The sequence below is a fragment of the Natrinema sp. 1APR25-10V2 genome, from assembly GCF_031626495.1.
Taxonomy (GTDB): domain Archaea; phylum Halobacteriota; class Halobacteria; order Halobacteriales; family Natrialbaceae; genus Natrinema.
The window spans coordinates 135,801-150,608 of the sequence record NZ_JAMQOJ010000002.1; the positions used below are offsets into that span (position 1 = coordinate 135,801).

Annotated in this window: 18 protein-coding genes and 1 pseudogene; 13 read left to right on the top strand and 6 right to left on the bottom strand. The window is 57.2% G+C overall.

Translation table 11 applies throughout. The annotated features are described in order from the left end of the window. Positions 1-328 precede the first annotated feature (328 nt). Both gnd and NDO75_RS06420 read right to left on the bottom strand, forming a co-directional pair. Complete coding sequence (gene gnd / locus NDO75_RS06415; protein WP_310905315.1) at positions 329-1,321, bottom strand: phosphogluconate dehydrogenase (NAD(+)-dependent, decarboxylating); 993 nt, start codon at positions 1,319-1,321, stop codon at positions 329-331. A 56-nt stretch (positions 1,322-1,377) separates the two neighbouring features. Then, the gene (locus NDO75_RS06420; RefSeq protein WP_310905316.1) at positions 1,378-1,749 is read right to left on the bottom strand and encodes a DCC1-like thiol-disulfide oxidoreductase family protein; all 372 of its coding nucleotides are present in this window, start codon (positions 1,747-1,749) and stop codon (positions 1,378-1,380) included. A gap of 527 nt (positions 1,750-2,276) precedes the next feature. On the opposite strand from NDO75_RS06420, the gene NDO75_RS06425 reads away from it, so the two are divergent. The 11 genes and pseudogenes from NDO75_RS06425 (at position 2,277) to NDO75_RS06475 (ending at position 10,022) form a co-directional block, all read left to right on the top strand. Further along, on the top strand, positions 2,277-2,654 hold the full coding sequence (locus NDO75_RS06425; protein ID WP_310905317.1) for an SPW repeat protein: 378 nt from the start codon (positions 2,277-2,279) through the stop codon (positions 2,652-2,654). An 880-nt stretch (positions 2,655-3,534) separates the two neighbouring features. Next, the gene (locus NDO75_RS06430; protein WP_310905881.1) at positions 3,535-4,020 is read left to right on the top strand and encodes a YeeE/YedE thiosulfate transporter family protein; all 486 of its coding nucleotides are present in this window, start codon (positions 3,535-3,537) and stop codon (positions 4,018-4,020) included. Then, positions 4,020-4,487: a DUF6691 family protein gene (locus tag NDO75_RS06435; protein ID WP_310905318.1), complete on the top strand. Its 468-nt coding sequence runs from the start codon at positions 4,020-4,022 to the stop codon at positions 4,485-4,487. The genes NDO75_RS06430 and NDO75_RS06435 overlap by 1 nt, the downstream gene beginning before the upstream one ends. A gap of 281 nt (positions 4,488-4,768) precedes the next feature. Further along, positions 4,769-5,917: a rhodanese-like domain-containing protein gene (locus NDO75_RS06440; protein WP_310905320.1), complete on the top strand. Its 1,149-nt coding sequence runs from the start codon at positions 4,769-4,771 to the stop codon at positions 5,915-5,917. Positions 5,918-6,326: 409 nt separating this feature from the next. Then, a pseudogene (locus NDO75_RS06445) lies at positions 6,327-6,642 on the top strand (metal ion permease); the annotation flags it as partial. A gap of 131 nt (positions 6,643-6,773) precedes the next feature. Beyond that, on the top strand, positions 6,774-7,364 hold the full coding sequence (locus tag NDO75_RS06450) for a MarR family transcriptional regulator (protein ID WP_345784894.1): 591 nt from the start codon (positions 6,774-6,776) through the stop codon (positions 7,362-7,364). Positions 7,365-7,991: 627 nt separating this feature from the next. Then, positions 7,992-8,288, top strand: a complete 297-nt coding sequence (locus tag NDO75_RS06455; protein WP_310905322.1) for a hypothetical protein — start codon at positions 7,992-7,994, stop codon at positions 8,286-8,288. Between the two features lie 56 nt (positions 8,289-8,344). Further along, on the top strand, positions 8,345-8,695 hold the full coding sequence (locus tag NDO75_RS06460) for an SHOCT domain-containing protein (RefSeq protein WP_310905324.1): 351 nt from the start codon (positions 8,345-8,347) through the stop codon (positions 8,693-8,695). Positions 8,696-8,827: 132 nt separating this feature from the next. Continuing rightward, positions 8,828-9,187: a DUF302 domain-containing protein gene (locus NDO75_RS06465; protein WP_310905325.1), complete on the top strand. Its 360-nt coding sequence runs from the start codon at positions 8,828-8,830 to the stop codon at positions 9,185-9,187. Between the two features lie 5 nt (positions 9,188-9,192). After that, positions 9,193-9,549, top strand: coding sequence for an SHOCT domain-containing protein (locus NDO75_RS06470; protein ID WP_310905326.1), 357 nt, complete (start codon positions 9,193-9,195; stop codon positions 9,547-9,549). A gap of 164 nt (positions 9,550-9,713) precedes the next feature. Beyond that, a complete protein-coding gene (locus NDO75_RS06475) occupies positions 9,714-10,022 on the top strand; it encodes a thioredoxin family protein (protein WP_310905327.1) in 309 nt (102 codons plus the stop codon). 792 nt (positions 10,023-10,814) lie between these two features. On the opposite strand, the gene NDO75_RS06480 is transcribed toward NDO75_RS06475, so the two are convergent. From NDO75_RS06480 to NDO75_RS06490, 3 genes are read right to left on the bottom strand one after another with little or no spacing between them, the layout of a single operon-like run. Then, positions 10,815-11,567 (bottom strand): ABC transporter permease, encoded by a 753-nt coding sequence (locus NDO75_RS06480; RefSeq protein WP_310905328.1) that lies wholly within the window; start codon positions 11,565-11,567, stop codon positions 10,815-10,817. Continuing rightward, positions 11,564-12,301, bottom strand: a complete 738-nt coding sequence (locus NDO75_RS06485) for an ABC transporter permease (protein ID WP_310905330.1) — start codon at positions 12,299-12,301, stop codon at positions 11,564-11,566. The genes NDO75_RS06480 and NDO75_RS06485 overlap by 4 nt, the downstream gene beginning before the upstream one ends. Continuing rightward, the gene (locus NDO75_RS06490) at positions 12,294-13,022 is read right to left on the bottom strand and encodes an ABC transporter ATP-binding protein (protein ID WP_310905331.1); all 729 of its coding nucleotides are present in this window, start codon (positions 13,020-13,022) and stop codon (positions 12,294-12,296) included. Before NDO75_RS06490 ends, NDO75_RS06485 begins: the two co-directional genes overlap by 8 nt. Positions 13,023-13,513: 491 nt before the next feature. On the opposite strand from NDO75_RS06490, the gene NDO75_RS06495 reads away from it, so the two are divergent. Together NDO75_RS06495 and NDO75_RS06500 are read left to right on the top strand one after the other, a co-directional pair. Then, the gene (locus tag NDO75_RS06495; protein ID WP_310905332.1) at positions 13,514-13,735 is read left to right on the top strand and encodes a hypothetical protein; all 222 of its coding nucleotides are present in this window, start codon (positions 13,514-13,516) and stop codon (positions 13,733-13,735) included. A 129-nt stretch (positions 13,736-13,864) separates the two neighbouring features. Next, complete coding sequence (locus NDO75_RS06500; protein WP_310905333.1) at positions 13,865-14,233, top strand: SHOCT domain-containing protein; 369 nt, start codon at positions 13,865-13,867, stop codon at positions 14,231-14,233. An 11-nt stretch (positions 14,234-14,244) separates the two neighbouring features. Here the strand turns inward: NDO75_RS06500 and NDO75_RS06505 are convergent, their stop codons facing one another. After that, positions 14,245-14,781, bottom strand: a complete 537-nt coding sequence (locus NDO75_RS06505) for an alpha/beta fold hydrolase (protein WP_310905334.1) — start codon at positions 14,779-14,781, stop codon at positions 14,245-14,247. Between the last annotated feature and the right edge of the window lie 27 nt (positions 14,782-14,808).

The window sequence follows — 14,808 nt, forward strand, 5'->3', positions numbered from 1 at the left end:
ATTCAGTACGCAGAGGTCTTCTGTAAAAGCACAGCGCGCACCAGCCATTAGAGAGAGAGCAAATTAAAAGGAGACCGGCACCTAGAACTGCTGTTGTTCGACACCATCATCGGCGCCGATATACAGCTCATCAACCATTTTAACAAATAACCCGTGGTCCTGGGCACCAGTGATCAACGCCAATTAGACGGTACGATCTTCTGGATGTTCGAGTGAGCCGAAATCGCTGATCTTGGGCCGTCTCGATGCTGCTGCTTCGTCATTTTCCCAACTGGAGGATGTACGACTGTCCTCGGGACATTCGAATTCTTTTGCCATTGATTTTCCTCTAGCGGGTGTTTCCGTCGTCAACTTCCTCTTCGAGTTGCATTCTCGATCGATTTTCGACTCGGCTCGTCCGCCGTTCCTCGGCGATGCTTTCGTCACTCCCGAATGGATGATCGCCAAAACCATGTCGCATGAGCGCGATGGCCCGATACGCATTGTCCTGTCCTTCTCGAGATTTGAAGAGTTCCATTACCGATTGGGAGATCACGGGAATCGGCGTTTCGCTCTTGATCGCCTCTTGAACGAGCCAATTGACCTCCCCAGTATCTTCTACGTAGTTCGGAATGTCCTTGAACTCCTGTTCACGGAGTTGTTGCTCCATCAATTCGACCAGCCAGCCACGAATGACGGACCCATTCGACCAGTTGTGGAAGACCTCGTCCAACTCAATCTCGAAGTCACTGTCTTCCAGCAGTTCGACGCCCTCGCCGATCGCCTGAAGCATCCCGAACTCAATGCCGTTGTGGACTAATTTCACGAAGTGACCGCTTCCGGACGCACCGGTATGGACGTATCCGCCGTCAACGGAGAGTTCCTCTAAAATCGGCTCGGCGATCTCAACGCCTTCCTTGTCGCCGCCAACCATGAAACAAGCTCCGTGTCGCGCACCTTCCGACCCACCGCTCGTACCACAGTCGAGGAAGTGAATGCCTTGCCCATCTAGTTCTGCTGCGCGCCTTATCGAGTCCCTGAAAAAGGAATTCCCCCCGTCCATGACTACATCACCGTCGTCCAGTCGTGGCCCGAGTTCATCGGGAACTGCATCGACTATGTCACCAGCCGGAACCGACACGTAGATCACTCGCGGTTGAGCAAGTTCGTTAACGAATGCGTCGTACTCTTCCACGAGTTCGACTCCCTTCTCTCGTAGCTCCGGTTTGTCGCGCGAGTGTTTCTTCCCAACTATACGGATTCCGTTTTTAACAGCCTGTTTTGACAGGTTTCCGCCAATCGTTCCAAGTCCGATTACACCCATCTCGGTGTTAGATGTCATAGAAAACTCCTCATAGCAACACGAGAAGTGCGATATTATAGTCCAAGCCAGAGAATTCAGCCGGTTAGTCCGCGGTACTTAGAGATATAGTGGTATATCGTTTCACGAAGCCGTGGGTAGTACGGAAGGCGGCGAGCGACTGTAAACAGCGGATCGAGAACTGGATACATCTGGACGAGCGTTTCCTCCATAGCTCGTCCGCAGAAATACACTTCGTCGTCGGTAAGCAGGTGTGCACAGGCTTCGTAGCATGGTGGAAGACGAGCCCGTTGTGTGGGAGTCAACTCCGAAAAGCCGACAGATTCAACGTTACTGTGTCGGACGGCCAACGCAGCCGCCAACGTGCAGAAATTACACGTGTCATCGTATACTAACAGTGGAGGGGGCGACTGCGTAGACGAGAGACTAGATGCGATTCGTTGAAACATACGTCTCTTTCAACAGGCATCATGATGAGGCCATTGCTGGCTCACGTCACGTCGATCGACTTCACCACGCAGTGTCCTTCGAGTGTTTCTTATATCGCAGTTGCTAGTTTTCCGTACACGAACGTGGCCGAGAGCCGGAACCGCCAGTAAACCATGATGGGCTAAACGGTTGTTGCAGAGGAGCTAAATGGACACGCGGATTTCTCAGAAGTAGTCTGCGACCTCGGCCTCACCGATCCACCTCAGAGAGGATATCTGGGATTACTGCGACTCACTGATTGTCCATCGTTCACTCACTATTGAGCCACAGGTTTGATTATAAGAAGGTCTAACCTCACCGTTTTCCCGCTCGTCACATGGTTCTGGATAACAAAGTGGGTTCTCATCGTAGCGATGAGATGCGATGGCGATTTCCCGTGCCGAGTTGTCGCGCGATACAACACCGTTGAGATTCGTCGGTAGAGCGATCACTGTACGTAGAGCACCGACTGACAACGCGATCACGAGACGACCGCATACAACAGACAATGAGTACGACAACGAAATGGCTCGCAGGAATTAACAGCCTGCTTGGCCTCTGGTTGATCGTAGCACCGTTTATACTTGAGGCGCCGACAGGGGACCTCTGGAACGATGTGATCATCGGTAGCTCGATCGTCGTTATTGGCGCTTACAACTATTACAGGGCGACGAACCAGCAGTCAGTGAGTACTGGCGGAGCCACACTCAACGTGTTGCTCGGCCTCTGGCTCATCATCGCCCCGTTCGTCTTCGGGGTCGGTGGTGCATTACTGTGGAGCGATGTCATCGTCGGCGTCTCCGTTGCGAGCCTCGCTGCTTACAACGCGTACGCCGCCGGTAGTTCAGAACGAGAACGAACGGCCGCTGAGAGTAGTCAACTGTAGTCCTCCACAGAAACACAATTAGATACTATTTATAATATCAGATTAGTGTGGACGTATAATCGAGACCTCGTTATCCCCAATAGACGGTCCTCAAGAACAATCGAGCCTTTTGATAGGAAGAACGTCGGGTTCAGTCTGCAGACGGTGACTTCCGCTGCAGGTGTTTCTCAAACGATCTCAGAGCTATGATGGAACGAGCGTGGCGGAACGATTCGCAGAGTCGATCCGAAGGAGCTGTGTTCCATCATCGCTCCCCTCCGTCGGATTGTACATCGTTTGGATGGCCTGTCCGGTCCAGAAGGTGTAGTAATGATGCGAAGTTCTCGATTCAAACGAGTACACCGTCAGGCGAGAGGACACCTATCCCAACCACGGCCCTCAGAAAGTCAGGGTGTCAACGCCACAGTTTACACAGACTGACGCGATAGAGCCCAGAAGCATCCCAGATAGATCAGTGAGACTGGAGAAGCCGATGGGGCGCAGTTATGAGCCGCATTGGCAACCGTGATGGCCGTAAGCCGGGTATAGAGGTCGATGACCGAGAATGCTGTCCAGCCGTCGACTTGGCATGACACCGTATTCGAGATGCCGATGTGCTCGAGTCCATCTTCTCCGGACGCCACTCGAGCCCATTCTCGAACGGAAGCGGCCGTTAGCCGGCGATGATATTGTGTTGTATTGGAATTCAGGTACCATTCTTATTTCGCGCAACCATGTTAGATTCCCCAGTGCCAGTATCCAGTTCCGCCGAGTTCAACAGGAACCATCGCTCGCAACTCGTCGATATCCGTTCGCTCGGAATTCCCTCGAACACGCGCATCGTCAGTCGAGTTACGCTTTCGGGAGGGAGTGGGCCGTGATCGCGGTATCACCCGCGATAATGTCCGCGCTCTCGATAGCGGCCAACCCGTTTCCCCGGGGAATCGATCACTATCTCATCGGCGGTCTGTTCGTCGGCCTCGGCATTACCGTCATCTACCTGGGAACGGGAATTCTCGCCGGAAACAGCACGTTTTTGGAGACGACGCTGTCGTACGTCTCCGACCTCCCGCGGTTCCAGCGCGAGAAGTACGTCGCGTCTCGCGACTGGCGGGTCGTCTTCGCAGTCAGTATCGTCGCCGGCGCGGCCGTCTACGAGTTCGGGTTCACCGCCGGCGCCTTCGTCACCGAGGTGCAGTGGTGGCGGTTGCTCGGCGGAGGAATCCTCGTCGGGATCGGCACCCGAATCGGGAAGGGGTGTACGTCTGGACACGGTGTCTCCGGCATCGCGTCGCTGTCCCGAACGTCGATCGTGAACGTAGCGCTGTTCATCGGCGTCGCCGTCGCGATAGCACTCATCGTCGCCGCGCTGGGGGTGACTCCCTGATGAGTGACGACGGCCGCGGGCCGCTATTCATGGCCCTCGTCGTCGCCGGCGGACTCTTGCACGGGTTTGGGCTGGCGTATAGTCGGATGGCCCGCCCCGAAATCGTACTGGACTTCCTCCAACTCGAGGACTTCGGACTGCTCTTCGTAATGGGCGGTGCGGCCCTCGTAACGGGCCTCGCCATTCGGTTGGGAACGCGAGTCCTCGAAACGGCGCCGCTGACGGGAACGCGCTATACCGGCCGTGAGAAAGGGTTCGATAGGAACGTCGTCATCGGTGGCGTCGTCTTCGGTGCGGGCTGGGGACTCTCGGGCGTCTGTCCGGGGGCCGGCTATGCGAGCCTGGGAATCGGCAACTACCGGATCCTTTGGGCCGTCGGCGGGATGTTCATCGGTGCCTATGTTCAGGGTCTCTGGCGTGCACACCGACGGTCGACGAGCCGTGAGACGGCGACCACCGGAGATTGAGAACGGGCTCAAGGGGAAGACGAACCCCTGATTTCCTTCGAGACGGTCGTTCCGGCCGACGGTATCGTCGACTACCTCGAGGACCATTCGCCGACCGAATACGAGGAGACGGAACACGTTCGGACTCCCGACGACGGCGGGAGAGTACTGCGAATCGCGGCCAACTCCGACCGAGACCCTTCCCTCGGATCGATCGTAGTCGTATCGATGGCCGTGGACGCTCATGCAGGGACGAGAACTATCCGTGGCCTCGCGTCAGATAGTATTGTAGGGTAAATTCAATGGTAAACCAGATTTCTCCCGAGCGACTCGCGGAGATGATCGATTCGAACGAGGCGTTCACGCTCGTCGATACGCGGCCCGAGGACAGTTACGAGGGGTGGCGGATTCACGGTGCCGAGAACGTCCCGTTCGGCCCCGACGACGAGATCACAGACGCGAAACTCGAGCGTGTCGAGGAGGCCAGAGATGGCGATTCGGTCGTTGCGATCTGTGGGAAAGGGCTCACGTCGACGCCGTTCAGCTTCGAACTCGAGCAGCACGACTACGACGACGTGGCCGTCGTAAAAGGCGGCATGGAGGACTGGAGTAAAGTCTACGAGGTCGTCCCCGTCGAGACCGAAAGCGACGACCTCGTCGTCGTCCAGTTGCAGCGGCGGGCGAAGGGCTGTCTCGGCTACGTCGTCGGCTCGAAATCCGCCGAATCGGCGGTCGTCGTCGATGCGACCCGGCAGACGGACCAGTTCAAGATCGTCGCCGAGGAGGCCGGACTCACGATCGAGCGCGTCCTCGATACCCACGTCCACGCCGACCACATCTCGGGCGGACCGAAGCTCGCGGACGAACTCGACGTACCGTACCACCTCGGGGAACACGCGAGCGACCGGGACGTTGAGTACGACTACGAACCGCTCGCCGACGGTGAGAGGATCGAACTCGGCGGGATCGAGATCGAAGCGCTCCACACGCCAGGGCACACGACCGAGATGGTTAACTACCTCGTCGACGGCGAGGCGCTGCTGACAGGCGATACGCTGTTCGTCGAGTCCGTCGGTCGGACGGAGCTTCAGTTCGGTGACGAAGACGCAGAGAGCGGCGCCGAACTGCTGTACGAATCGATCCACGACACCATCCTCGAATTGCCGGATGAGACGCGGATCCTCCCGGGACACGTCTCGGTCACGGAGGACAACCGATATGAGGTCGGCTCGCCCGGCGACCTGATCGGCGCTCGATTAGGCGAGCTCCGCGACGAGCTCGACCTACTCGGCCTAGACGAAGACGAGTTCGTGGAACGATTGGTCGAGAACGCGCCGGAGAAACCGCCGAACTACGAGCGCGTAATCGAGATCAACACCGGATCGGAGTCACCAGAGGACGAGTCCGAAGCGACGGAACTCGAGCTGGGGCCGAACAACTGCGCGGCCTAACTTCCTTCCGCTACACCGAATCGCCGAAAGACTCTGATCGGACCGTCACGCAATCCGATCTATTCTGCGGAACTATATCTAGCCTACACCGAATGAAGACGTCGGTGTCTACGACGTAGATAACCGTCGCGTATCCCTGTTGGTGTACTCACGGACAATATCTCGAGCGATTCCAGCGCTTTGAGGTTGATTTCCGTACGTACAGTCATTATCGGACTTCGTCGTCTCCGCTATCGGTGGTTTCAATCGTCACCCCAGTCATCAACGTACAGACGACTTCCAGCCTTTTGGACGATGTGACCTCTGGTATGGGAGGTTCAAATCGCGCTGGCCAACACGGATTGCCGACTGACTGAGCGATGTCAGTCTCATATCGGCAGCTCTCGTTGGAGGCTCACGCCAGACCTTCGCCGGTGGACAAACTCCGAGCGAACAGATATTTTTCGAACTCAATCACGCGTTCTACTAAATATGATCGCGTTTGCGCGTTCTGGATTCCTCCTCTACGTCTACCGACGTGGACTTGTACACCCAGCCAGTACTGCGGCCCCGTCTGCGGGATGCGGACCAACGACAGTGGTCCGAGCGTCTCCCACGATGGAGAGCCGTTCCATTTCTGTTCGAAACAGTGGAAGCGGTCGTTCGAGAACCTCCCAGTAGAGTTCTCCCACCGGCACCCCCAAGTATCAGCAACAAGCACTTCCCAGAGGCAGAAGCATCATTGAACGCCGCGTCTCGATACCTGGCATGGAAGCCGAGACCCTCGAGTCTTGTTGCAAGCAATCAAAACTGCTACAACGACGGCTTGCCAATCATCGCGTATGAATGGACATCAGGTGAAAACGAGGTGGGAGAGGTGAATCAGCGTCGCGCCGATATAGTCGTCAGTTTCCTCGTCGCTGCTATCCTCGTTGTCGGCGGTGCGCTCGGCTGGCAAGCGTACCGACAACAGCAGGCCTTCGAGCAAATGGGCTCAATGATGGGTATGTCGATGGGTTCAGTACACGGAACAAACCCGCTCTGGTATTTCCTCGGGACCCTACTAGTCTCTGCCGTCATCAGTGGTGGATATCTCATAGTCCGTGACGAACTCACTAGCATAGACACTATCGACCGCTCACGGCACGAGACAAAGGAACCGAACGAGCGAGAGAGCAGTGAACCACCGGCGATTTCCGTCGAATCGACTGGACCAATCAATCCGGAAACTCAGCCAGAGGCTCGCGTATTAGACCTCTTGCCGGACAACGAACGCCGGATTCTCGAACCTGTCCTCTCCTCGCCCGGTATCACACAGATCGAGTTGCGGGACCGCTCGGACTTCTCGAAGAGTAAGGTGAGTCAAACTGCCAGTGACCTCGAGAAGCGCGGACTCCTGTACCGTGAGCGCCAGGGGCGGACGTATCGGATCTATCCGAGTGACGACCTCCAGCAGAGTCACGAGTGAACTACTTCGGGGACGAACCCGCGCCGATGAGGAGTTCCCCACCGTCCGCAGCTCAGTGCTCCTTCCAGGGCTTGACAACATTACTGGTGGGGGCGATCTGTGTGAGAAATTCGATCTTCTCAGGCCCGACAGCGCCACGAGATCGGTATCGCCATCAACACCATCAAAGAGTCGTCGACGATGAGAGCAATGTGACGGACTCGAACTAGGACCGAAAACTGTGTCGCCTCGAGGATAGCGTCCGCTCTCCCATCGCAGACTCCACCAGTTGATGGGGGCGACTATCCGCAGACTCCACCAGTTGATGGGGGCGACTATCTTCGGAACGCTCGCTGGCTGTGCCAGTCAGCTACTGGGCACCGACGGTGATGGAGATCTGAGGAGACACACTCCGCTTGGCAGCCACGTCCGAGCCAGGTTGCTGATTTGTGTACTGACGTTCGTGTGGTCTTCTCCTGGAAGAGAACGGGCAAACTGCCAACCCGCCGAATTCAAGCCACATGAACGGTCCCTTCCCTGAAAAACGATTAGATCGCTCTATAAACGCCCTTGGACGTTCTCCTGGACGAGTTTACACCCATCGCGATAACTCCCGGGCCGTCCTAGGAGTAACTGAGGAGAAAGACAATGACCAACTTCAAACTCGGCCACTGGCTGCTCGTGGCGCTCGCGATCGTTGGACTGGCGTTCGCCACCCCTGTGGTTAGCGCACACGGCAACGCAACGACCGCTGACAACGCGCCTCCGTATGACGGGACCGCCGCCGATTGGGTAGACTGGATGGAGACGCACATGACCGAGCACATGGGCCCTGATGGCGTTGAGTGGATGGAGTCGCACACGGGTGTGACCGTCGACGAGATGGCCCAGAACATGGCTGACCACGACTACAACGGCGGAATGGGCGGTCAGGGTCACTGCTGACGGTCCTGACCGTTTCAACTACTTCAATAGAACAACGCAACTCATAATTCACGATTATGACAGAATTCACCACTACTCTCGGACGCACTGCTCGTCGATTCGCGATATTCGCCGTCCCACTGCTCATCGCAACGACTGGATCGGCTACTGCCCACGGAGGCGGAAGCTACAGCGGCAGCATGATGGGCGGCTGGGGGATCTTCGGGGGTGGCATGGGTCTCTGGGGACTCCTCTGGATGGGATTGCTCATCGCGGCTCCGCTCTACCTCGTCTTCGCGCTCGCGAGGCGTGGTGGAGATAACACTGACGAACGCTCGCTGTCGGTCCTCCGAGAACGCTACGCCCGTGGCGAACTCACCGATGACGAATTCGAACGCCAGCGTGAACAACTAGACCGTTCCGGATGACCCATCCGGTATCGGTCCAGCGCGGATGATCCCATCCGTGCTAACCGCTTGGCCCCCGTATTACATCCTCAAACGGGGCCCTCAATTGCATTCTATACACAATATAGGTCTGGTTTTGGGAACTTCGATCAGGTGACCGAGACGTCGATCGACGCGCTCAAAGACGAAGGATTCGGCGTCCTTTGCGACATCGATGTCCGGGCGACGCTCGAGGAGAAACTCGGCGAAGAGTTCCGCCAGCACCGCATCCTCGTGGCGTGCAACCCGGCGCTGGCACACGAAGAGATCGAACTCGGCGCGCTCCTCCCGTGTAACGTCATCGTCTACGAAACCGATGATGGCGACGTTATGGTGAGTGCAGTCGATACGCAACAGTTGGTCGGTATCGCCGACAACAAGGCGCTCGACTCAATCGCGAACGAGGTCCACGACCGGTTCGAACGCGTCCTTGTCAGCGTCGCTGACGAACTCGAATCCCCATCGGAGGCCTAAGATAGATGTCGTCATCAGAGCAACTTGACACCACGACCATCGTCCTCCTCCTCCTCCTCGGGGTAATCATCGTCTTGCCGATGTTCACAAAGGGGATGGGATTCGGCGGGATGATGGGGTACGGAGGCATGATGGGTGGGTATGGAACGACTAGCGGCTGGTGGCCACTCGTCGGAACGCTCGTCCAGTTGGCCTTCCTCCTCGTTTTGCTCGGTGGTGGCTACCTCATCTTCCGCCGCGTGACGGAATCAGAGCCGTCTCGGAATCCCGCGATAGAGGAGCTTCGTACTGCGTACCCCCGTGGCGATCTCTCCGACGAAGAGTTCGAAAGCCGTCGGGATAAACTCGAACGCTCTGAGTGAATCGATCCCGACCTCGAGTGTTTCCCCAAGCCCGGAGTGTGCAACTCGGACAACCGCTCCGGGGCACCCTCCCGTCAGCGATCTTCGAATCCGAACGTTGAGACCGACTCAGCTTTCGAACACTAACAGAAATGTGCAAAAGGCACACGACCATACTAGCCACTATGACCGAAGTACTTCTCTTCACCCAGGAAACGTGCGGGGCGTGCGCAACGCAGCGAGAGAAAAACGAGGGTCTCGAGGACGCATATTCAGACGTCGAGTTTCGGGAAGTCGACATCCAGACCGATCTGGAGACGGCCGAGGAATATGGCGTCCGGAAGACGCCCACGACACTCGTGTATGCGAACGGAGAACAGACGGAGGAGTTCATCGGTATTGTCGATCGAGACGAACTGGAAGCGGCTATCGAACGTGCAAACCAGCAATCGACCGGTCTCGCGCAACGGCTCGCCAACATCGTACGAGAATAACGGGACCCAAATAAACTACAGTAGACGCCAGTAATTGGGAGCACTCGGGGCTAGCACAGTCGCAACGGTGGGACTCACCAGTCAGTCAGGGCATCGGGGAGCTCCGTCGTCAGGATGCGACTGAGCTCTACGTCGAACCCGGCACGACCGTTCGCTTCAAGATAGCTGCCGGAACGCTCGGTGACCGCCTACGAGAGCCAGATTCCATCCAACGCCAGCATATTTAATAGTGGAGTCATCTGGTCGGGCAGGTGAGAGCACACGTTCGAGAAACCGGGGACGTACGACTCCTACTGCCCCCGCACAAGTCGGTGGGAATGGTCGGTCGTATCATCGTCGGCAGTCCCGGTGGCCCGGCCAAGGAGAGTTCAATTCTGGATGGGGACGTACCCGGCGGCGAGACGATCGTCGAACAGGGCGTGATTCCGCACAGATCTAGCATCGAAGACAAAAGGGATTCCGGTGACGGAACGATGGTGCTTGAGATAGGGTCTAGTCCGGAGATGATGAGCGGCCGGAACGGTGGATGGGGTGGCGGGTCACTCGGGATGCTGAAGCTAGCTATTGGACTTCTTTATTTGTCATTGGTTCGAGGCTACGCACCTTCCGAGAGTGATGATTCTGCAATGGATACTCTCGAACGCCGGTACGCACGAGGTGAGATCGACGAAGAGGCGTTCCGCCGTCATCGGGAACGGTTGGATGACGAGAGAGAAGACGAGTCAGCGTACCCTCGAGACACGACGGTCGTTAGGTTCTGTCTAGAGGTATACTGCTCGTTCGATCGCGTGGTTACGTTGTCCGAGTCCCTCGATAGTACACCCATACGGCGAGGATGGAAATCACAAGAAGATAACCAAATCCCCAACCGAGCGACGTCGCAGTGTCCAGGTCCGTTGTGAGACCAGTATCGACCATGACGCGGACAGGATGGTAGCCCGGAAAGAGTTTCATCCACCACTCGGGCTCGGACTGAACGAACAGCGGGTCTTGGAAGAGTCCGATATCGATCATCGGGAGGATTAACATGATCCACAGGCCGGCCAGTCGGTTGAGGACGGCACCGACGAGCATCCCAATGAGCCCATAGGTAACTGAAAGGACGAGCATCGCGGCGACGAACCACCACAGTTGCTCCGGCTTGAAATCAACGAGCATCACACCGACGGAGACGCCGACAACGACGAGTGTGATAACAGCAAGGACGCCGAAGCGCGCGGCGATCACTTGCCGTGCTCGATAGCCAACGACCGCGAGGCGACTGTCCGTGTCTCTCGCCTCGCGCATTAGAAACAGGCCGGCCAACCCGGCGATGAACGTACTCGTGATAGGAGTCATAATCACGCCGTGGACGTCGGGCATCCCGCGCATCACGGTTGTCGTCTCACCGTCGACGAGCGTTCGCACCGGCATCTGGACATCCTGGGTGACTGCGAAGGCGAGCGTGATGAACGCCACGGGCAGAACGACCAGTAGAGCCACCAGCACGTAGTTACGGGCGTGTTCACGGAGCCCAATTCTGAACGCTGTGGCGGTACGTCTCATGCCGACCACCCACCGGCGGTGCGCATCGTTGTACTGAACACGGCGGTCACGAGGATGAGCAACGCTAGTACGTACCCGCCGACGAAGACGAGATCTCCCGAGGCGAACGTGCCGTCGAAGGTCGCCGATTGGAGGAGTTCCTTCGGGTGGTACAGGGGGAAGTACTGCACGAACTCGGGCACGTCAGCAGCAAGAGGACTGTCGCCGCTGAGGAACGCGTCCATCATCGCGAGGAAGACAACGACAAGTGATCCCTCGAACAGTCGCGGGAGAACTGCACCAACGAGCGCGCCGACGAACGCGTAAACGAAGCCCGCTAGCGCGAGGAACGAGAACACGAGCAGTGGGTCCTTGATGTCGAGAGTCAGCCAGAGGACGCCGAAGTTTACGGCGGCAACGACCACCGTGACGCCCGCGAGCGTCGCAAGTCGAGTCGCGAGCAGCGTCCGGGGCGAGTACCCAGCCTGGACGAGTCGCCGGTCGGCTTCCCGTACACTGATCATCTGGACTAGTCCCATCAGGCCGGCGATGATGGCAACGCCGAAGATGGCACCGAGAAGTCGCCCGAGATCAAGCGGAATCGCTTCGACGGTCGGCATCGACGGTAGTCCCGCCATCGCCTGCCCCCATCCCTCGATGACCACAAGCGGGAGCACCAGGGCCAGGATAACGTTCAGAGGCGTCCTGAGAAACGTACGGATGTTCGCCCGAACGCCCACGACGAACCTATGCATCGGTCCCACCCTCCTGGTCGCTCCGGAGTTCGCTCTCGGTCTTCTCGTCGGTTACGTCATAAACCAGACCGTCTCGTACCTCATAGATGCGGTCGAGGCGGCTCTGCTCCTCGATGAGATGGGAGATCATGACGACAGCAATACCGTCGTCCGCGAGGTCCTGAGCCATGTCCCAGAATCGCAGGTAGGTTTCCCAGTCGAATCCGGTGTAAGGTTCGTCGAGCATGAGGACGTCCGGGTCATGCATCAGCGCGACACTGAGATTGACCTTCTGTCGGTTCCCGCCGCTGAGTTGGTCGACCCGGTAGTCGAGGTACTGCTCAAAGTCAAGGTCGTCCGCGAGTCGTTGTTTCGCCGCGTCGATCTCCTCACGACTCATCCCGTAGCCCGCGCCGAACAGTCGGAACGTTTCTGAGACAGTCAGCCGCTCGTAGAGCAACGGCTCCTGCGGACACCAGCCGACGGTCCCAGTCCGTTCAACTGTGCCCCTATCCTGGTTAAGGACGCCGACAAGGATCTTCATCAGCGTGGACTTTCCTGAGCCATTTTCGCCGACGATGCCGACGATTTCTCCGGCACGGACCTCGATATCTGCACCGGTGAGAACAGGGGTCGAACGCCCGAACGGGAGTCGTGACCCGTAGGTTTTCTCCAGGCTATCGCCTCGGACGAGCGTCTCATTAGCAGTGTCCGTCTCCGAAGGTGGTGTGGTCGTTCCCATGGCCAGAAAGACGTTCTACTCCTTCAATCGAATTGTTGTTAGGAATCGAAAGCGTTCTCCCGCTAACTCACCTCGATATCGTCTATTTGTCCGGATATAGTAAGAAACAGTCGGCGGCCCGATCCCATTTTGCGATCAAAACGGGCGTAGACTTAGTAGGTCGTCGCGAAGAACGGCCAACTCTCAGGTGCCAAGCGCGGTGATTGATGCGGACTGCGAGTCAACGTTCGAGTAGCCATGGTTCGATGCTACATTTGTAATTCGCGGTGCGCCAGCGACGACGAGATGTTCATCTGCGAGCACTGCGGGTGCTGCTGCCACCGGTACTGTATGGCGACACCGATATCTGTCCGAAGTGTGTGGGAGAGCCAATGATCGGGGAAATCGGATTATAACGGTACAGGTACGCTGCCGGCGCTGACAGCCCGGAGTCAGAGTATGGATTTTCAGCCGGGGAAACATTTTCCTTGGCTCTTCTCCGTAGCAAAGGTATGTCTACGACTGTTGAACTCCCCGATGTGGATGAGGCCTGTGCCTACTGTGGGTCGTGTATCTTCGACCATGATCCGATCTGTGTGCGCGACTGTAACGACGACTGTGGGTCGCCGGTGTACTTCTGCAACTACGCGTGTCTCGCGACCTACGTGGACGAAAACAGCCTGACGACTGGGAACGCGTGCGAGTGGGTGCCCGACGATCCCGACTGCTGTTGAGTGGATTCGCCTCAGTGAAAACACGGAGCAACGTATCTACTGTTCCCCAGATCAGGGGTCATCACTGGAGCAGTGCTGGCAGCCGACCAGCTTTATTGACACGGTTGACGAAGTCCCTAGCGGTTCACCATGTCCACCGAGCGTACCTCCAACGGCCTGCTTCGCATCGTCCTGATCGTCCTCGCGGTGATCGTTCTGTTCCCGCTGTTGATGATGGTCTTCGCAATGCCGATGATGGGGATGATGGGGTGGTGGTGGGGAGGCGGCATGCCCGGTGGCCTCTCACCCCTATGGGGGATCGGGATGATGCTCGTCTGGCTCGTGATCCTCGTGGGCATCGGCTACCTCCTCTATCGTGGTCTCGTCGGCGGTGTCGGGTCATCGATGACCGGCGATAGGGCACTTGAAGAGCTCCGAGTGGCATACGCTCGCGGCGATCTCTCCGATGAGGAGTTCGAGGAGCGGCGTGCGAAACTAAACCGCGAGAAGTCACCATAGCACGATCGTGTCTACAACGGTACAGTGTCGGAGATTCTTGACTGCGCTCGGAGCCGGAGTCGGAGTCTTTCCGGATGAAGTGCGGCATATATCGTACTAATCGCACTGCCCATACAATAACCGAGTACGTTAATCGCATCAGTTCCAGTCCGTTCTCGGACGATATCGTCGCAGCTGTCGATGTACTGGTTCACGTAATCGCCCAGCGTCAGCAGTGCGTCGATCAGCGAGCGCCAATCGATGGGGTAGACATTGAATCCATCATCCAAAAATCGGCGTACAACGCTCTTGTCAGGAATATAGGGACAGTTAATCAGTGCATAGACTACGAGTAGCGGCATGTCATGCGGGTCGTCAGTAAGTGGCTCATAGTGCAGGATATTGAGTTTTTTCTCGGAGTAGAGGATCTTATTCGGGGTCTGCCCAACCTCAACTGAGTTAAGGTCATCGTGTTGAGTAGTTCTGGGAGGAAGTGTGTATTCTCGATAGTATCTGCTCCGTGTGAGTATTCTGTGCTGGAAGTCCAGATGTCCTGTAAACGGGTTCACGACTCTTAATTTACCTGTTTGGACGCA